The 17,921-nt window shown below is 36.5% G+C and carries 17 protein-coding genes and 1 pseudogene; 5 read left to right on the forward strand and 13 right to left on the reverse strand.

All coding sequences use genetic code 11. The features are described 5' to 3' along the window. Positions 1-30: 30 nt before the first annotated feature. Both HMPREF0014_RS13870 and HMPREF0014_RS13875 read right to left on the reverse strand, forming a co-directional pair. Positions 31-561, reverse strand: coding sequence for a spore coat U domain-containing protein (locus tag HMPREF0014_RS13870; RefSeq protein ID WP_006581715.1), 531 nt, complete (start codon positions 559-561; stop codon positions 31-33). 534 nt (positions 562-1,095) lie between these two features. Continuing rightward, positions 1,096-1,527, reverse strand: coding sequence for a hypothetical protein (locus HMPREF0014_RS13875; RefSeq protein WP_004886671.1), 432 nt, complete (start codon positions 1,525-1,527; stop codon positions 1,096-1,098). 526 nt (positions 1,528-2,053) lie between these two features. Between HMPREF0014_RS13875 and HMPREF0014_RS13880 the strand changes: the two genes are divergently transcribed. Then, complete coding sequence (locus HMPREF0014_RS13880; protein ID WP_002052116.1) at positions 2,054-3,727, forward strand: FMN-binding glutamate synthase family protein; 1,674 nt, start codon at positions 2,054-2,056, stop codon at positions 3,725-3,727. 162 nt (positions 3,728-3,889) lie between these two features. Here HMPREF0014_RS13880 and HMPREF0014_RS13885 read toward each other — a convergent pair whose 3' ends face one another. Then, a complete protein-coding gene (locus tag HMPREF0014_RS13885; RefSeq protein WP_004812228.1) occupies positions 3,890-4,822 on the reverse strand; it encodes an IS5-like element ISAha3 family transposase in 933 nt (310 codons plus the stop codon). Between the two features lie 54 nt (positions 4,823-4,876). Here HMPREF0014_RS13885 and HMPREF0014_RS26260 point away from each other — a divergent pair. After that, positions 4,877-5,032, forward strand: a pseudogene (locus tag HMPREF0014_RS26260) (hypothetical protein); the annotation flags it as partial. A 60-nt stretch (positions 5,033-5,092) separates the two neighbouring features. Here HMPREF0014_RS26260 and HMPREF0014_RS13890 read toward each other — a convergent pair. From HMPREF0014_RS13890 to HMPREF0014_RS13910, 5 genes are all read right to left on the reverse strand, one after another. After that, complete coding sequence (locus HMPREF0014_RS13890) at positions 5,093-6,121, reverse strand: alpha/beta hydrolase (RefSeq protein ID WP_002052112.1); 1,029 nt, start codon at positions 6,119-6,121, stop codon at positions 5,093-5,095. After that, positions 6,121-7,251, reverse strand: a complete 1,131-nt coding sequence (locus HMPREF0014_RS13895; protein ID WP_002052109.1) for a YdcF family protein — start codon at positions 7,249-7,251, stop codon at positions 6,121-6,123. Before HMPREF0014_RS13895 ends, HMPREF0014_RS13890 begins: the two co-directional genes overlap by 1 nt. A gap of 4 nt (positions 7,252-7,255) precedes the next feature. Then, positions 7,256-8,290, reverse strand: a complete 1,035-nt coding sequence (gene murB / locus HMPREF0014_RS13900; RefSeq protein WP_004886668.1) for a UDP-N-acetylmuramate dehydrogenase — start codon at positions 8,288-8,290, stop codon at positions 7,256-7,258. Between the two features lie 19 nt (positions 8,291-8,309). Next, positions 8,310-8,813 carry a low molecular weight protein-tyrosine-phosphatase gene (locus tag HMPREF0014_RS13905; protein ID WP_004708263.1) on the reverse strand — a complete coding sequence of 168 codons (504 nt, stop codon included), beginning with the start codon at positions 8,811-8,813 and terminating at the stop codon, positions 8,310-8,312. Between the two features lie 300 nt (positions 8,814-9,113). After that, a complete protein-coding gene (locus HMPREF0014_RS13910; protein WP_004886667.1) occupies positions 9,114-9,341 on the reverse strand; it encodes a 4-oxalocrotonate tautomerase family protein in 228 nt (75 codons plus the stop codon). A 62-nt stretch (positions 9,342-9,403) separates the two neighbouring features. On the opposite strand from HMPREF0014_RS13910, the gene HMPREF0014_RS13915 reads away from it, so the two are divergent. Beyond that, entirely contained in the window at positions 9,404-9,877 is a 474-nt protein-coding gene (locus HMPREF0014_RS13915) for a helix-turn-helix domain-containing protein (protein ID WP_004886664.1), read from the forward strand. A gap of 201 nt (positions 9,878-10,078) precedes the next feature. On the opposite strand, the gene HMPREF0014_RS13920 is transcribed toward HMPREF0014_RS13915, so the two are convergent. Further along, positions 10,079-10,621: a cysteine hydrolase family protein gene (locus tag HMPREF0014_RS13920; RefSeq protein ID WP_004886661.1), complete on the reverse strand. Its 543-nt coding sequence runs from the start codon at positions 10,619-10,621 to the stop codon at positions 10,079-10,081. 280 nt (positions 10,622-10,901) lie between these two features. Continuing rightward, positions 10,902-11,261, reverse strand: coding sequence for a YcgJ family protein (locus tag HMPREF0014_RS13925; protein WP_002049049.1), 360 nt, complete (start codon positions 11,259-11,261; stop codon positions 10,902-10,904). A gap of 294 nt (positions 11,262-11,555) precedes the next feature. Between HMPREF0014_RS13925 and HMPREF0014_RS13930 the strand changes: the two genes are divergently transcribed. Next, entirely contained in the window at positions 11,556-12,713 is a 1,158-nt protein-coding gene (locus tag HMPREF0014_RS13930) for an iron-containing alcohol dehydrogenase (RefSeq protein WP_002053664.1), read from the forward strand. Next, a complete protein-coding gene (locus tag HMPREF0014_RS13935) occupies positions 12,713-13,147 on the forward strand; it encodes a thioesterase family protein (protein ID WP_002053618.1) in 435 nt (144 codons plus the stop codon). Before HMPREF0014_RS13930 ends, HMPREF0014_RS13935 begins: the two co-directional genes overlap by 1 nt. A 49-nt stretch (positions 13,148-13,196) precedes the next feature. On the opposite strand, the gene HMPREF0014_RS13940 is transcribed toward HMPREF0014_RS13935, so the two are convergent. The 3 genes from HMPREF0014_RS13940 to HMPREF0014_RS13945 form a co-directional block, all read right to left on the reverse strand. Beyond that, complete coding sequence (locus tag HMPREF0014_RS13940) at positions 13,197-15,425, reverse strand: phospholipase C, phosphocholine-specific (RefSeq protein WP_004886658.1); 2,229 nt, start codon at positions 15,423-15,425, stop codon at positions 13,197-13,199. A 26-nt stretch (positions 15,426-15,451) separates the two neighbouring features. Further along, complete coding sequence (locus tag HMPREF0014_RS26080) at positions 15,452-15,604, reverse strand: hypothetical protein (protein WP_153564820.1); 153 nt, start codon at positions 15,602-15,604, stop codon at positions 15,452-15,454. Positions 15,605-15,750: 146 nt separating this feature from the next. Continuing rightward, on the reverse strand, positions 15,751-17,862 hold the full coding sequence (locus HMPREF0014_RS13945; protein ID WP_006581237.1) for a DNA polymerase III subunit gamma/tau: 2,112 nt from the start codon (positions 17,860-17,862) through the stop codon (positions 15,751-15,753). Positions 17,863-17,921: the final 59 nt, after the last annotated feature.

The following is a 17,921-nucleotide window of genomic DNA, read 5'->3' on the forward strand; positions in this document are numbered from 1 at the left end:
GCGTCAACAATGAATAGAACTTATTTAAAATTAATAAGTAACAGTAACAGTCACAGTATCAACATAACTACCTGCACTTGGCAAAGTTGAGCCAGCAGGAATACGGCCATATACGTTTACTGTTTGTACTGCGCCAGTACCTGTACCACTATAGGCTGTTGTTGAAATACCGATTGCTGTTGCACGGTTAGTGTCAGAGAAAAGGTTATAAGGGATATATTCGTTACTTGTTGCACCGCCAATCATACGGAGTTGAGTTGTTTGAGCATTTTTGCCTGCATCAAAAGCTAAAGTCCATGGCACAGTATTGTTACATAACACTTTAATAGCTGTACCGCCCGTAGTAGTCGTATCTGCATCTACATTGCTAGCAAGAGAGCTTAAAGTACCAAAATCTAAAACTGCATTAGCAGTTGTACCCGTAGCTGATGTATTCAATACACAACTATTTGTAATTGTTGCTTTAACAGTTAATGTACCTGTAGCCGTTGCAGCATTTGCGACATTGATAGACATTAACCCCATAGCAATTGCTGTTAAACCGATGAGAGATTTTTTCATGATTGAAAACCTTTTTACATTACGCCAATAAGAATTAATAGATGTAAAAACTAGCCTTCCCCAATCCAATCACTAGCTTTTCTGACTGTTTTTTCAAAGCGTCTTTTTTTTTACTCTACTGTGCGCGCATCATACAAAAAAACAACAAAAATGCTGATATTAGTTTCATTTTAAATATCTATTAACAATTCAAAATCCGATGGATTTCTCAATTATGTGTTTTTATATGGTCTATACCACTTTTTGTAGAAATTTCCGGTAATTTTATTCACTTTTTTATTAGTTTTAATAAAAAATCATAAAATTTCATTAGTTAAATTTTACCATCATTTTTTATAGTTTATCATTTATTAAAATTTCCCTTCCACTAGGAGAGCAAAATTTAAGCTTTTGTTTGTTCTATATATTTTAAATGAATAAGAAAATAATATTCTATGAATAAGAATTCTAAGGAAGTGAAAGGTGGTTTAATCACTTTTCCCAAAATTGAGGTAAGAAATGTCATCTAGCTTTAGCAAAAAAGATAAATATGCTTTAAGTATTTCTAAAGACTAAATGAAAAATAAATCCTAAAATTCCCCCTACCATTGCAAAGCCCAGTTGTACATAAGCTTTACCATACCAAGCAAGTCTATTTAATTGATAATTTCCTTCATTCACATTAATCATCCACATATTTTTAATATCCCAACTATGGAATCCTTTTGGTCGTTCTGCAAAAAAATCAAGAATAGGTGTAAATCCTAAAATGAATAAAATGCCCAACAATGGATAGACGATACAACCAGGAAAAATAGGTTTCTTCTTTTGTTCCATGGAATCAAATATTAGGGCAATAATAACTAGTAAAGTTTCAGCTAAAGCTACTTTTTTAAAAGTTTCGAAGTCATAGCCAAGATAAAACATTAAAAACAATAAAAAAATATCAGTAAAAAAAACAGAAAATGTTAAAAATTTCCAGCTCATTTCAAACCCTTACTTGATTTTTTAGAATGCTATATAGTTGTAATAAAATCTATTGAAAATATCCTTTCAATTGACAAATACTATCAAAAAATGTTTAAAAAAACATAAAGCCATTAACTTAAAAGCTAGATTTTTGATCAAACTCATACAAGCAAATTTCAGACTTGATTAAATTTATAAAGTTAAAAAACTGTTTAGATTAATTCCCAGATTTATTTAGATTTTTTTATTAACTAGCTTTTTAAATAATAGCAGGCTTATTTAAAAAATCTAAACCATAAAAAAACTCTCATATATTTTATAATCAAAGCAATAATTATAAAAGTTCATTATTTATAAAACCAACTTTATCTTAAAATTATTACGCCCCAGCTTATAGAAAATTAAATACACTCTATTCAATTTAATCTTAAATATAATCATTTACTATTGATATATGCTCTTACAGCTAACAATTCCCTACTTGTAGTTTAAGCTGCTTCTTGGCAAGGTATGTGCCAGTAAAACATTAGGAATTTGTTCACATATGGCGAGTCCAGCACAAATCATTCGACATAAATTTCTCAATACATTCTTTTCACGCCATTCACTCTGGTTCTTGTGTATTTTTACGGCACTTAGTATCACATGGTTTAGAACCGTATATACGCCTCATAGTATCTATTATTTTATTTCAGATACTCTACTCAATGGTTTATGGGTCGTTACTGGTGCATTAAGCTTATTGGGTTTATATGACGTCTTACAAAATAGACACTCTATCTTAAGAAATTACCCAATTATGGGTCATTTTCGTTTTTTATTTGAAGATATACGTCCAGAAATTCGCCAATACTTTATTGAAGCCGATCAAGATGCTCTACCTTTCTCGCGTATGCAAAGAAGCTTAGTTTATCAACGTGCAAAAAATGAAAATGCCGATAAACCTTTCGGGTCAATCATAGATGTCTATCAACAAGATTATCGCTTTATTGTTCACTCAATTAGTCCATGCCCACCAGCAGATCCTAAGAGTTTTCGTATTCAAATTGGTAATGCACAATGCCTTCAACCCTATAGTGCATCTATTATGAATATCTCTGCCATGAGCTTTGGTAGTTTAAGTGCAAATGCAATACGTGCATTAAATAAAGGTGCACAGTTGGGTGGGTTTTATCATGACACTGGTGAAGGAAGTCTCAGCCCTTATCATTTAGAAAATGGTGGTGATATTGTCTGGCAAATTGCCAGTGGCTATTTTGGTTGTCGAACTTTAGATGGAAAATTTGACGAACAAAAGTTTGCTAAACAGTCTCAATTGCCACAAATCAAAATGATTGAGTTAAAACTTTCACAAGGTGCTAAACCCGGGCATGGCGGTATTTTACCTAAGCATAAAATTACTGCTGAAATTGCCGAAATTCGTGGTGTTTCACGTGATCATGACTGTATTTCACCAGCAAAACATTCTAGCTTCTCCACACCAATTGAAATGATGCACTTTTTGCAAAAGTTACGCACTTTATCTGGCGGCAAACCTGTTGGTTTTAAACTATGTATTGGGCAACCTTGGCAGTTTATGAGTATTGTAAAAGCAATGCTTGAAACAAAAATTGTGCCTGATTTTATTGTGGTAGACGGTTCTGAAGGTGGTACTGGTGCAGCACCAATTGAATTTAGTGACTATATTGGTACTCCCTTACGTGAAGGCTTACGTTTTGTACACAACACGCTTGTAGGTGCTGGACTAAGAGACCAAGTTAAAATTGGTGCAAGCGGTAAAATTATTAGCGCATTTGATATTGCTAGTACTTTTGCATTAGGTGCAGATTGGGTTAACTCAGCACGCGGTTTTATGTTTGCAGTTGGATGTATTCAAGCGCAAAGTTGTCATACCAACCAATGTCCTGTAGGTGTAGCAACCCAAGATAAAGATCGTCAAAAAGCACTCCATGTACCTACCAAAGCAGAGCGCGTATTTAATTTCCATAAAAATACATTACATGCTTTATCAGAAATGATTGCTGCTGCCGGTTTACGTCATCCTTCAGATATTAAAGCCCATCATTTGGCTCAACGAGTCAATGACCGTGAAATCAAGAACTATGCTCAATTACATTTCTTCTTGAAAGAAGGAGAACTTTTACAATCTGAACTAAAAAATGATGATGATAATTTTTATTATCGTATGTGGAATATGGCTGATGCCAATCATTTTTAATTCATACTAACTTAATAATTTGAGCATCATATTTAAAATGTGATGCTCTCTCATATTTTAAATTTATATATGATTTTTGCTTTAAATAGCCTCTTCTTTTAGTTTGTATTGGCTTTGTTGCATAAACATTCAAAAGCTGAGTTCTCCCCAATCCATTCAAATTTAAGACACAACTTGGGTGCGAGGTCTACCTAATTCCGTAAATCTATTCAGAACTGCCACACGCGCATGAATTTCATTGACCTGACTTTGAAAATGTCTTGCCGTCAGCCTATCACCTAATAATTTGATGCAATGCATCTTGGTTTCCACCAAACTACGACGGTGATAACCCGACCATTTTTTCCATAGGGTTCTGCCTAAATGTTTAACCGTTTGAAGTAACTCATTTCGTTCTATTGAACTTATTTTAGAATCTTTCCAGGGCTTGGCATTCTTTCTGGGTGGAATTACTGCATGTGCTTGACGATCTGAAATCACTTTTCTGCAGCACTTCGTGTCGTACGCGCCATCGGTATAGACAGAATCTATTCGCTCATCTAGTGGAATTTGATCCAGTAAATCACCTAGTACTTGTGAATCACTGACATTATTTGTAGTAAGCTGAACGGCACGTATTTGCAGTGTTTCAGCATCTATACCAATATGCAGTTTACGCCATTGCCGACGGTATTCAGGCTGATGTTTTTTACGCTTCCATTCGCCTTCACCTAAAAACTTTAAACCCGTAGAGTCGACAAGTAGGTGTAACCCATCATGACTTTTCTGATAGCTTATCGCAATATCAATATGCTTTTGTCGTCTACAAAGGGTGGAGTAATCTGGTGCTGTCCAATTCAAGCCACAGAGTTTAATCAGGCTTTGAACAAAGCCAGTAACCATACGTAAAGAAAGACGGAATAGAGATTTGATCATTAAACAGCATTGAATCGCTGTATCGGAATAAGTTTGATTTCGTCCTTGCTTGCCTTGTGGTTGTGCATACCATTGCGTCTTAGGATCAAACCAGATTGAAATATTTCCTCGCTTGATTAAAGCTTGGTTATACGAGGACCAATTGGTTGTACGATAGATTTTAGGTGTAGGCTTCTTCATCTGGAAATTATATTACTGAAGAAGCCTTCAAGAATAGCTTTGTGCAACAAAGCCATTCCAAGTCAGTTCTTACAGGAATTTAAAAATGCAAAAAACATTAACGTGTTAGTTAAGACTGATAAAGGTATTATTGAGCGGAATATGTATTCACCGCAGAAACAATCTTCAGTGTATAAAAATTTCGTAGAACTTTATCAAAGTTTAAAATAATCATCTGATTTGATTAACTGATGCACTCAATCTATTTACTAGAATGAGTGCATTATTTTTTTAATAATAAAAATGCTTTGGCTTAGCATGTAAAAAGGCTGGAATTAAACCCGTTAAAGCTGCACGTATATCTGCACGTTCATTAATTAATTGATGAGACCCCTCTTCAAGCATTAACAAGGTTTGAAGTCTAAATTTACGGCGAATGAACTCAATGTTATAGCGCCAGTCTACCGTTTGATCTAATGCCCCTTGTGCTAACCAAACAGGAATACGACAAGCTGGACGCTCTTCCATTTCTTGCATCCATTTTGACATTGCTAAAATCCAGTCCATCCCCATCATGCGTGGTTGTAATGGATCTTTTAAACGAACAAAACGTAAAAATTCAGGATTATGATTGTTGCGTCTAAAGTGTCTTGGTACTTGGCGTTTAATACGACGAATAATGCCGAGTCCCACTGGGTTATGCCACCATGCTGTTTTAGCTGGTCGAATTAAAGGTGAAAGTAACAGAACTCTATCAACAATTGGATCTTGTCTTTTTTCAGCATACTCGAGCAAGTGATGCATCCAGATTGCTCCACCCGTGCTTTGGCCGATACCCACCCACGGTTTTGGTAACTGATCTGCATGTTTGACATACTGATAAACAGCCATTAGAACTTGCTGGTAATGATCAAAATTTTGAATACTTGCAGGTGAACCATTACTTAAACCATGACCAGGTAAATCATAAGTAATTACACTGAAGCCTTGTTCAAGAATTTCACGGATAATAGGTTGATAAATCCCACTATGTTCAAGATAGCCATGCAACAAACATACAGTCCCCTGTACTTTGTCTAATTTAGGCTTAAAAACTTGGACATGCAGACGAAATAAAGGCATTTGAACATAGCCTTGCCAATGGTCACAGTCGAGTAAATGCAAACCGTATAATTTGCGGTATGCTAAAAGTTCACGAGAAGGCTCTTCTAATGTATTTAAATTGAGTGGACTTAAAACTTGTGGAGTGAGATCACGGTTAGGTACCGGTAAATCTAATTGTTTTAATACGGCAGGATTGAGAAATGGAATCTCAGACATTAAGGCACCTCTCGACAATCACTTGAACCAAATAACATGTCACGAATTGTCGCAAGTAATTCATAATTTGCACGACGACTATGATCGTAGTTTTGTATACTCGGTTGCCAACGTGTAAGCGGTGTTGGCATAGGGGCAATAACTGGAATCGTTTCGATACCATTCAGAGCAAATAAACGGCGCGTACGCGGCATATGATATTCATCTGTAACTAACATTACTGTAGGTGCACCGCCTTTCTTTTGAAGCAGTAATGAACTAAAACGAGTATTTTCACAAGTATTCATACTTCTTTGTTCTAATAATTTTGCATCGACACCACGTTTTTTTAACCATGCTTGCATATATGGTGCTTCAACACCACTTAATACAATTGGTAGATGGTTTTGCTTTTCAACTTCTAACGTTTTCTCTAGTCTTAAGCGGGTATAACTATTAACTACAATATCTTTGCCATTTTTATCTAAAGTTAAACCGCCACCTAGTACTACAATAGCATACGGTTCTGTTAACTTTTTAGGTTGAGTTGGCAGAGGATTTTTACGGACATATTCAACTTTTTGCTCAGGCTCACTTACCGCTTTTTGATGTTCAGGTACTACAGGTTTTCTTGCTAAAAACTCGGTATATTGTTCAGTAAGAGCTTTGTTTTCAGAACTGTTAATAAAAAGCGCTTCATCTATAGGGCTACTTGTTTCATCAGCTGCATCAATTTCTGAGTTTTTCGCGACTAATGGAACACTTACAGCTGAAGTTTCTTCCTCTTCTTCCATCTCTTGTTCTTTTTCTTCTAAAAGAATAATTTGCTGCAAAGCTTTATAGTTTTCTTGTATGTAGCCCAAGTCTGCTGTCTTTTTTTCACGTATAGCATCTTCGGTAAGCTTTAAATAAGCCTGACGAGCAATCCATAAGTTTGAACCAGGCTCTAAGTTATCATGTTCACTTAATGCAGCTTTTCGCTGGCTTTCCGCTGCCACTTCATTCACATCTACTGGAACAAAATAGTTAAGTCCAGCTACAATAAGTTTTGAATAAAATGGCGAATATAGAAAAACCACGAAACAGCCCAATAGTACAAATAGCACAGTAACTACTTGTACAAAACGTACCATCAAGTGTACTTTTGGCATAGAACTATTCCGTATGATTTTCAATTAAACCTAAACTGTTATAAAGCACAGGTTCTGGTTCTAACATAACATGGAAACGCTGATCAACATCGTGTTGTACAGCTTGATAAGTTTTCTTTACATCAGCAAGAGATGCATTGACATAATTCACCAAAACCAAGGCTTGTTTATGAAACATCCCCACCACACCAAGTTGTTTACCTTTCCAACCTGCTTGATCAATTAACCAACCCGCTGCAATTTTAACGTTACCGTTGGCTTGAGGATAATGTGGAATTGTTGAAAATTGTGTGATTAAGCGTTCAAATTCTTGAGCACTTACAATCGGGTTTTTAAAGAAGCTTCCTACATTTGGATATTCTTTTGGATCAGGTAATTTACTTTGACGAATAAGGATGACCTGATTTTGTAAATTTTCAGCAGTGAGATTGTCTCCAACTGCTTCCTTTAAATCACCATAATTCAACTTTAAATGAGGTTGCTTGAGTAATTTAAAGGTGACATGCGTGATGATATAGCGCGTCGGATCATCTTTAAAAATGCTATGTCTATAAGAAAAATGACAGTCGGCTGCTAAAATTGATTGTGTCTCTCCAAGTTTACGGTCATAGACCTGTACTGACTCAATAAACTCACCAACTTCAACGCCATAGGCACCAATGTTTTGTACTGGTGAAGCACCCACTAAGCCAGGAATAAGAGCTAAATTTTGTAAACCAAACCAGTTCTGCTGTGTACTATATAAAACAAAATCGTGCCAAACCTGTCCTGCACCTACTTTGACTCGAACAAAATTCTGATCTTCTGATAAAACTTGTATACCTTGAATATCAAGGTGAATGACTAACGCATTAATTTGCTGTGGCAGCAACATATTACTACCGCCAGATAAAACAAGTACATTTAGCTCATGCTGTTTAGCAAAATCCAAAGCTTCTTTAATATCTTCAACAGACGTAATCTTAGTATAATGAGAAGCTGTTACATCTAAACTTAAAGTATTGAATGGCTTAAGCTGTACTTGATTTTGAATTTGCATTGTATTGATAAACCTATTCTTAAACTTTCAATTGTTTTTTCAAAACATTAATCCATGCGAGAGTACTCGATTCACATTGGTCAAGTACACGCTCGAAGCCGTCATCACCACCATAGTAAGGATCAGGCAAAGCTTGCTTTGGATATTGGGGATCATGTTCACTCATTAATGCGACTTTTGCTCGAATTCGATGGCTACCAAACTGAAAGATAGCGTTTTGCAATAAATCATGAATATCTTCAAAGTTTTGATGGTCCATTGCCAAAATCAAATCAAAATCTAAAAAATCTTGAGTTGAAAGTTGTCTAGCACGTAAAGATGACAAGTCATAGCCTCTTTTCTTAGCATGCTTTTGGCTACGCTGATCAGGGGCTTTATTTGGGTGATAATTACTCGTTCCAGCCGAATCAACGATTACATTGAGTTGATGCTTATCACAATAATGTCTGAAAACCACTTCAGCGGTGGGAGAACGGCAAATATTTCCTAAACAGACACATAAAACCTTATATTGTGTTTCCATTAGAAATTAGTTCCAAACATTTGAATTACATAGAAATAAACAGGTTACTTGCAAAGTTACTGCAAAATGCTAACAAACTATAAATCTGGCCAAGTCTGTATTGATCCTGATGACCTGTTGCATTTTGTCAAAACTCACTTGTGTTGAAAAGGAAAATAATGTTTATCAATAGATTAAAAGTTGATAAATCAGTCGATAAACTAGCTAATTTTGTCTTTTTATTTTAAATAGTGGTATCAAAAATATTTTGAGCAAAGCCCGCTCAATTATAAAAGCCCTACTTAAAGGGCTTTAAACAAATCATTTTGCTGAAGTCATTAACTCAATCATTTGTTTTGTTGGACTTAAGCTACCTAATTGCCACTGTTCAGGTGGATATTCATCAATTCTTATCCAAACATGCTCTCGAAAAGCAGGATTACCCTTACCCTCTATTTCTACAAATAAGTCTGTTATCCGTTTAAAAAGTTCGGCCTTACTGTCTTTATCGAGTAAACCTTCTATAGTTTGTATATTTATAAATGGCATAATGCTACCTGAATTAATGCTAGGTCTAAATTATAGACTCATCCTAATTGGAGCTTCCTCTAATGTCAAATCAAATTATTCCAGACCATAAATTTCCCGTAGATGTATGTGGAATCTTTAAAATTACTGAAATAATGAATGACAGATGGACAATCCTCTTGTTAAGAGAAGCTTTCTATGGGGTAACAAAATTTAATGATTTTTTAGTAAATACAGGAATATCAAAACAAATTTTATCTAATCGACTCAAACATCTTATTGAATTAGAAATATTTGAGTTATCTATTTATAAAGAAATAGGTGTAAGGGAACGTAAAGAATATTTACTTACCAAAAAAGGTAAAAGCCTAAATATTGTTTTGCTTGCTATGCTTGAATCTGGCGGTAATTTTATTGAAGCAGATCGGGATGTCGTTAAAGTTTTTAAGAAAAATTCAGATGATGAACTCAAACTGAAACTTGTTGATTCATCTGACCAAGTTATAGATTTTAATCATTTGGAACTGAAACTAACTCATCGTAGCCATAAGAAATAAATTTTTGTATGTTCCTTTCTTTTATGTTTAAGCCTAAATGAAAGATATTTATAGATAATATAAAAAAAGCCTACTCTTTCAAGTAGGCTTCCCCTTATGACTTTGCGCTGATCATTAAGGTTTATTGTTGTTTAAGGCAACATCTCAATTTTACAGAAATACTTAACAATTAAAACCCTACCAATAGCTAATAATCATTATTTAGTGGAAAAACTCTTCAGTAGTTTTTACCTTAGCAAAAGCATTGTTTAAAACTTGGTTATGATGATCAATTATGTGCTGCGCATCTAAAACCGTAGAATCAGATGTTGTATGGGCATCAGAGATTAAAGTTACTTTGTATCCAAACTCTGAAGCAGCTCTAATAGTCGTATCTATACAATATTCCGTTTTCATCCCAGTCACTATAATTTCATCAATATCAAGTTTCTCTAATAGTTCTTTTAAGACAGTATGCTTGAAACTGCTCGGATATGTTTTCTCAATGACAATATCTTTATCTGGATTGCAAGATAACTCTGTTATCAACTGAGTATTTAGGCTATCGGGATCTAAAGGCGTATCTTTTTCGCCAATATGACGGACAAAAATAATTGGCTTGTTATTGGAACGGTGATAATTAATCAACTTAAGAATATTTGAAAGTACAAATTGATGGTTATATGGCGTCGTCTTTGCTTTGAATAGTCCATTTTGCATATCAATGATGAGTAAAACTGATTTTGAGTTATAACTTTGATCCATAATCTTTCTCTGAAAAAGCCAATAATGAGCAGAGAAAAATAAACCCAGCCATTATTGGCTGGGTTGAGGTATCTTATTAAGTCGCTCTAATAAAAAATCACACGCAGCCTTTTTTAAAGGTCGTGGTGGTGGTATTGATTTTTTTTGGTAAACAGTTCATGAATTAAACTTGCTCATCATTAAAGCGTATTTAAACATAGCATAATTTTTTCTTAAAACACAAAATTTTGTCTTTTAAGTTATTGATCGTTTTAGTCAAACCTTATTTAATACAGGAAAATTATTTATTTTTGAATAATTTATCAGTCATATTTTTATCAATTTTGCTACGATGCCCATTTTGAAAGTATCGATCGACATGACATAGCTTTGTTTTGGTATCACAAAACACACCATTTGAGAATGTAAATGCTGAAGTATCAAAATCGCCTTGAGAGAAAGCTTTATTCGCTTTATAAGGACCTAAATATTTAGCTGTAAGTTTTTTAGAGACGCCTTTTTTGTCCGCACAAATGTATTTATCACAAATGACACCCTTTTGAGGTGAATATACACCAGAGTTAGTTTTCGCCATCGCTGCAGAGCTAAGCATGAAGCAAGTACATCCAATAACACTAAGTAAAGTTTTAGAAATTTTCATTTTTAGAACCGAATAAAATTATAAATTGTTAAGACATTATATAAAATTACTAGCCTGCTCGAAAATCTACACAAGGCCACAAATAACAAAAAGCCCACGGTTCAATGGCCTTTTAAATAACTTGTACACCTGTTAAATATTCCTCTTCGAGCACATACAAACAGTGCTCACCTCATACAACCCTCAACATAATTGCCTTAGAACTACTTTATTTTAAAGCGTCTTATGCTAAGTTACTTAAAGATTGAATAGAACCGTTCAACAATAATTTTCAAGAATAAGGAAATAATGTATATGAGCCATTTTCAATTTCAAACTGTTCCAAATATCATCTCTGGCTTAGGCTCTATACAAGAATTACAGAATGTTTTGTCTTCAAAATCTTACCGTAAGTTATTGCTAGTCACAGATGCTGGTATGGTTAAAAACCAATTACACCGTCCCATCCTGCAAATTTTAGATACCCTCAATATTGAATATGTCATTTATGCAGATGTGCAGGCTGATCCGCCAGAACAAGTCGTTTTAGATGCGGCCAATTATGCAAAACAGCAAAATGTAGATGTCATTATTGGTTTTGGAGGTGGTAGCTCTTTGGATGTGGCAAAAGTAATCGCTTTGCTCTCGCATCCTGATCAAACTCAAAGTTTGCAAGAGATGTATGGCGTAAACCAAGTAACAACCACTCGTCTACCACTTATTTTGATTCCTACTACTGCGGGCACAGGTTCAGAAGTAACGCCAATCTCAATTGTAACTACTGGCGAGACAACAAAAATGGGGATTGTTTCCCCAGTATTATATGCTGATACAGCAATTCTTGACGCAACTTTTACTCAAAACCTTCCAGCACATATTACCGCTGCAACTGGTATCGATGCGATGGTCCATGCCATTGAGGCATATACTTCTAAACACAAAAAAAATGTTTATACCGATATTTTAGCCAAACATGCACTGAAATTATTGAACCATAATTTACCGAAAGTTCTTAAAGATGGTAATGATTTAGAATCACGTCAGAACATGCTGTTCGGCTCAATGCTTGCAGGTCAGGCATTTGCTAACTCACCTGTTGCAGCTGTGCATGCTCTAGCTTACCCACTGGGTGGACATTTTCATTTATCGCATGGACATACCAATGCTTTAGTGCTGGTTGAAGTTTTAAAATTTAATGCGCCGAATGCAAAAAAATACTATGCAGAACTTATGCAATGGCTAGATCCATATAGTAATGGCAGCACCGATGGGTTATGTGATCTGTTTATTGACCATATGCAAAATCACTTAGACCGTAGCGGTTTGACTTTAAAACTTAGTGATTTGGGTATTGAAGAGTCTAGCTTACCAAGACTTGCTCAAGATGCCATGTTGCAAACCCGCTTACTACAAAACAACCCACGTGATATGACAGAAGCCGCTGCTTTAGCAATTTATCAGGCGATTTATTAATGACTAAACCCGTTTTAAAAACCCGTGATCAATTTAAGTTCTTTTTAGATATTCAAACTCGTTGGGCCGATAATGATATTTACGGTCATGTAAATAATGTGACTTACTATAGCTACTTCGATACGGCTGCCAATGCTTTACTCATTCAAAAAACAGGTTTTGATATTCATGAAGCAAAATCAATTGGTTTAGTCGTCGACTCAGCTTGTAGCTTTTTTCAAGAGTTATCATTTCCAGAAGTTATTCAAGTAGGTGTTGCGATTGGTAAAATTGGTACAACATCTTTACGCTATGAATTGGCAATCTTTAAACAAGGTCAAGACCAAGCGTCAGCTCAAGGACATTTTGTGCATGTGTTTGTTGATCGCGAAACACGCAAGACTGTGCCAATTTCCGAGTCAGTTCGTGAAGTTTTAGATAATTTTTTATTATAAAAAGATGAGGCAAAAAGAAAATAATTTGCTCTTTTTGCCTCGTCTTAACTTACATCATTGCAGGATCACTAAAAGAGTCTTCTCCCGTTTCGACTCGGCCAGCAAAACGTCGGTAATAATATGGATCACTTTGATTAGTTACTTCAAAATCATACCAATGCCCAACATCAGCCAACGACCAATGTTGCTTAACAACTTGTCCCGCTTTTACGGTCAGTTGTAATGGCGCATCTTGTCGATATGCACAAGGTTTTACCGTTAATATTGTATCCTTGGTTCCTTCATTCATAAGTTCGACATACACATCACCATTCGCGATGTCATAGCACACTCGAATTTCAGGTTTAACACCACTATCGATAATACGTTGAGTATCCCCTTTAAAATGACGATGGTAGCCATTTGGACCAAGTACCCATAGGTCATAACGGCCTAAGTTATCTTTTAAAGCATCCCATTCATCATCTAGTGTTTTATTCGGCTCGACAATATATCGCTTTGGAATACGGTCTAAGTTAAGTTTGTCATAAACATGAAAAACCGCTGCTTGCGTACCTGTATTAGAAAAAATTAATTGCACTTTACCATCAGTGCTACAACGTGCACTGGTATGTAACTCATAAGGTAGCGCACGCGACAGACGTATGCCACTTTGCTGAATTGGTAATTTAATGTCAGTTGGTACGGGAACAGCTGGCAAAGCTTCTTGATTTTCCCTTAGCGCATCTGCCTGCACACGGGTTTGCTTACCATTAAGCTGCGGTAAAACATCTGCATTTGGTGTTTTAAAGTTAAATGCACTGGTCAAATCACCACACACTGCACGGCGGTATGGACTGATATTCGGTTCTATTACACCAAAACGTTTTTCTAAGAACATGAGCACAGAAGTATGGTCGAACACCTGTGAGTTCACCCAACCTCCACGGCTCCATGGAGAAATCACATATAAAGGAACACGAGGACCTGGACCATAAACTCGTCCATCAGGTGTAGGCTGTGAATGGCTCCCCTCAGGTGCAGCATGATCAAAATATTCATCCTGCATATCAGCATTGCTTAGTGTCGACTTACCTGCGTACTGGCCGTTTTTGAGTCGAGATGGTGCTGATGGCGACGGCATATGGTCAAAGTAACCATCATTTTCATCGAAGTTAATAAGTAGTACTGTTTTACTCCACACCTCTGGTACAGCAGTTAATGCATCAATAATTTCTTGAATAAACCAAGCTCCTTGAACCGGGCTTGAAGGGTCCGGATGTTCACAGTAAATTGATGGCGCATTAATCCAAGAAACTTGAGGTAACTTCCCTTCACGAATGTCTCTTTTAAAAGCGTCAAGATACTCTTCTGGTTTATTGCCCGGTAGCGTATTGGCAATGCCTTTATATAGTGGATTTTTGGCATTATCAGTAGCCGCATCATAGGCTTTATACGGTAGTTTTTGACCCGTATCGGCATACGGTTTATTCGGCTCTCCACCGCTTGAAACGGGATAACCGGATGCAATGTTGGCCTTTCTAAAAGAACGGAACGCACCCAACATATTATCGCCCCATTCATCCGGCATATTTTGATAGCAAATCCAGCTAACACCTGCTTCTTCTAAGCGTTCAGCATAGGTTTTCCATGTATAACCACGATCTGCCGTAGCGGGATTACCATCAATCCAGTCCCATTCATTATTTACAAATGAACGCTTAGTCGGTGTTGCCCCATTGGTACCAGTTAAATGAAAAGATCGGTTCGCATCTGTTCCAGTGTGCATGGAACAATGGTAGGCATCACAAATCGTAAAGGCATTGGCAAGTGCAAACTGATATGGAATTTCTTTTTCTTTAAAATAGCCCATGGATATATCAGTTTTATGGGTTGGCCAGTTCGCCATACGGCCATTGTCCCAAGCCAACTGACTATCATTCCACGTATGCGGCGTACCATCTGCGCGCTGTGCATTATTGGCTGTACCGTCTAAATGAAAAGGCGTTAAAACTTGCCCATTGCGTCTAAGCTGCTCCCAAACCTTACGACCATTTGGCAAAGGAATTGTAAAGCGGTCAGCAAAACCTCGAACGCCTTTTAACGTACCAAAGTAATGATCAAAAGATCGGTTTTCCTGCATCAAAATAATAACGTGCTCAATATCTTGAATGGTGCCCGTTTTATTATTTGCAGGAATTGCTAGAGCCTTTTGAATACTTGATGGGAAAGCCGCCAACGCTGCAGCACCAAAGCCCATATTTAAAGAGTAATTTAAAAATTTACGACGTGTAATCATGATCAAATTCTTTTTATTATTTAAGGTTATGGAGCACAGCGCATGACAGGCTTTTTACCTGTGTCTGGTGTATTCGAATTATCATTTGCAGAGTCGTTACAACCACTCAGTAAGAGTGCACCGATGAGTAAGAAATATGAATATTTAAAGGAAGTTATTCCTGTACATTGCCTTTTCATGACGATATATAGTCCATTTTAAAATCTAAAATGGCTAACATAGAAAAGTACAATGACAGTGGCGTGACCTGAATATTTCAATCCAGTGAAAAATATGAAAATTCTATTATTTCCATATTTTTCACCAAATCAAAACTCAATTGGAATTAAGGCTTTAATTGAATATTTTGTAGTTCACCATCAAAAGTCTCTATAAGACTTTTAATAACGGGTTGTTGCTGTAATAGCTCTGTCGCTCTATGGAAAGCTTTTTCTTTACGAATGCTTTGCATAACATAAGGTGTAGATGTATGAACTGCACCATATTCAACTGTAAACTGTGTATCTGCCCATTGTTGCTTTAAAGCATCAATTAGGCCTTGCTGTAATTGGGTTAACATATTTTCATATTCTTGAGGAATATGGAAAATCGTGTTGCCTCCAATTTCACCAGTCATCACACCATGTTGAGCAAGTTCTTGAACGGCTGGGGAAAGCTGACTATTTCTAAACCAATATTCCCACTTTTCAAGTGTCCACTCGCCTTCTAAAACTTGAGCAGAAAGCTTCAAAATATCCTGAGGCATCAATTGCGCGTTATCAGTTGCACTAGACTCTTTGATAACTGTAGCAGTTTCAACCACCACTTCAGCTTGCACCAATGTTTGCTGCTCAATAACAGGCTCAGAAACCAAATCATGAGTTACAGGTGCATCTTGACCCAGAGAAAATTCAGTATCAGATGTTTCAAACAAACCTTGCGGCTCAGCAGTAAATGTTGGCTCAGGTTCAATTTGTTTGGCTTGGGTTTCAGCCTGAACATGTACTGCCTTTTGTTCTGGTACTGGAATGAAATCTTCCTCTAGAACACTAATCGTTTCTTGAACAGGTACTGTCTCAAGCCCAATCAACTCATGATGGTTTGGGTCAAATACCATTAAATCCTGATTAGACTGCGGTTCAGGTTTAGGTTCAGGTTCAGGTTCAGGTTCAGGTTCAGGTTCAGGTTCAGGTTCAGGTTCAGGTTCAGGTTCAGGTTCAGGTTCAACCATAGCGGGTTGGCTAATAACTTCAACAGGCTGAACAGCACTCACAGGAGTAATCTCTTGAGCTATTGGCTGAGCTTGCGAATTTAAATCTACTTCTGCTTGTACATTTTGTTGAACAGGCTCTGAAACTAAAATTTCATTTAGTGCTAAAGGGCGGAAAGCCAATAAGCGTAAAATGCACATTTCGAAACCTTGCTCTTGCGTTACAGCAAGTTGCAAGTCTGAACGGCCTTTACATGCGATTTGGTAGTAAAGCTGCAAATCTTGAGCAGAAATTAACTTAGAAAGTTGAAGAATTTTGGCATTAATTTCTTCACTATACTTTAAGCCAAGCTCTGGTAAATACTGTAATAAAGCTAACTCATGTAATGTTGAAATGAGCTGATCAAGCACTAACGATACATCTAAGGCTTGATATCTAAATTGGAGTAATAACTGACTTACTTTTTCACGTTGGTTTTGATGAACCGCTAAAATCAAATCATAAATGATCGTACGGTCAATCAAGCCAAGCATTTCTTTCACATCTTGGTGATGTATAGAACCCTGGCCATAAGCTATGGCTTGGTCAGTTAATGATAGCGCATCACGCAGTGAACCCTGAGCAGATTCAGCAATTTGCCAAATTGCATCTTGATCAGCAGTAATCTGTTCTTTTTCAAGAATAGCGCCAAGGTGTTTGGTAATTTCATCTACCGCTAAAGGTCTTAAAGTAAATTGTAAACAACGTGAAATAACCGTAATTGGTAGCTTTTGCGGATCAGTCGTTGCAAACAGAAACTTAACGTGTTCTGGTGGTTCTTCTAGTGTTTTTAATAACGCATTAAAAGAATGCGTAGAAAGCATATGTACTTCGTCAATCAGGTAAACTTTAAAACGACCTTGCGTTGGCGCATAAGGAACATTATCTAAAAGTTCACGCGTATCTTCTACTTTTGTTCTTGAAGCAGCATCAATTTCGATTAAGTCAATAAAACGGCCTTCATTTACCGCCTTGCAGGTTGCACAGACTTCACATGGTGTAGCAGTCACACCTGTTTCACAGTTCAAACACTTGGCTAAAATACGGGCGATTGTAGTTTTACCTACACCACGCGTTCCTGTAAATAAATAAGCATGGTGAAGACGACCGCGTTCCAATGCACTACTTAATGCACGAGAAACATGGTTTTGTCCCACTAACTCATTGAAATTACGTGGACGGTATTTTCTAGCAAGTACTTGATACATGTATGCTCCTTGTTACAGGCATAAGCATACTTTGTTTTTAAAAGAGTGTGAACGCATAA

It is taken from the genome of Acinetobacter sp. RUH 2624 (assembly GCF_000162375.2).
Classification (GTDB): domain Bacteria; phylum Pseudomonadota; class Gammaproteobacteria; order Pseudomonadales; family Moraxellaceae; genus Acinetobacter; species Acinetobacter nosocomialis.

Bases quoted from the DNA above. Each gene is read 5' to 3' on its own strand.
- HMPREF0014_RS13895 (WP_002052109.1), bottom strand. From the start codon at position 7,251: ATGCCAAAAGTACACTTGATGGTACGTTTTGTACAAGTAGTTACTGTG.
- HMPREF0014_RS13880 (WP_002052116.1), top strand. From the start codon at position 2,054: ATGGCGAGTCCAGCACAAATCATTCGACATAAATTTCTCAATACATTC.
- HMPREF0014_RS13920 (WP_004886661.1), bottom strand. From the start codon at position 10,621: ATGGATCAAAGTTATAACTCAAAATCAGTTTTACTCATCATTGATATG.
- HMPREF0014_RS13910 (WP_004886667.1), bottom strand. From the start codon at position 9,341: ATGCCATTTATAAATATACAAACTATAGAAGGTTTACTCGATAAAGAC.
- HMPREF0014_RS13930 (WP_002053664.1), top strand. From the start codon at position 11,556: ATGAGCCATTTTCAATTTCAAACTGTTCCAAATATCATCTCTGGCTTA.
- HMPREF0014_RS13935 (WP_002053618.1), top strand. From the start codon at position 12,713: ATGACTAAACCCGTTTTAAAAACCCGTGATCAATTTAAGTTCTTTTTA.
- HMPREF0014_RS13915 (WP_004886664.1), top strand. From the start codon at position 9,404: ATGTCAAATCAAATTATTCCAGACCATAAATTTCCCGTAGATGTATGT.
- murB (WP_004886668.1), bottom strand. From the start codon at position 8,290: ATGCAAATTCAAAATCAAGTACAGCTTAAGCCATTCAATACTTTAAGT.
- HMPREF0014_RS26080 (WP_153564820.1), bottom strand. From the start codon at position 15,604: ATGAAAAGGCAATGTACAGGAATAACTTCCTTTAAATATTCATATTTC.
- HMPREF0014_RS13870 (WP_006581715.1), bottom strand. From the start codon at position 561: ATGAAAAAATCTCTCATCGGTTTAACAGCAATTGCTATGGGGTTAATG.
- HMPREF0014_RS13925 (WP_002049049.1), bottom strand. From the start codon at position 11,261: ATGAAAATTTCTAAAACTTTACTTAGTGTTATTGGATGTACTTGCTTC.
- HMPREF0014_RS13905 (WP_004708263.1), bottom strand. From the start codon at position 8,813: ATGGAAACACAATATAAGGTTTTATGTGTCTGTTTAGGAAATATTTGC.
- HMPREF0014_RS13875 (WP_004886671.1), bottom strand. From the start codon at position 1,527: ATGAGCTGGAAATTTTTAACATTTTCTGTTTTTTTTACTGATATTTTT.
- HMPREF0014_RS13945 (WP_006581237.1), bottom strand. From the start codon at position 17,862: ATGTATCAAGTACTTGCTAGAAAATACCGTCCACGTAATTTCAATGAG.
- HMPREF0014_RS13890 (WP_002052112.1), bottom strand. From the start codon at position 6,121: ATGTCTGAGATTCCATTTCTCAATCCTGCCGTATTAAAACAATTAGAT.
- HMPREF0014_RS13885 (WP_004812228.1), bottom strand. From the start codon at position 4,822: ATGAAGAAGCCTACACCTAAAATCTATCGTACAACCAATTGGTCCTCG.
- HMPREF0014_RS13940 (WP_004886658.1), bottom strand. From the start codon at position 15,425: ATGATTACACGTCGTAAATTTTTAAATTACTCTTTAAATATGGGCTTT.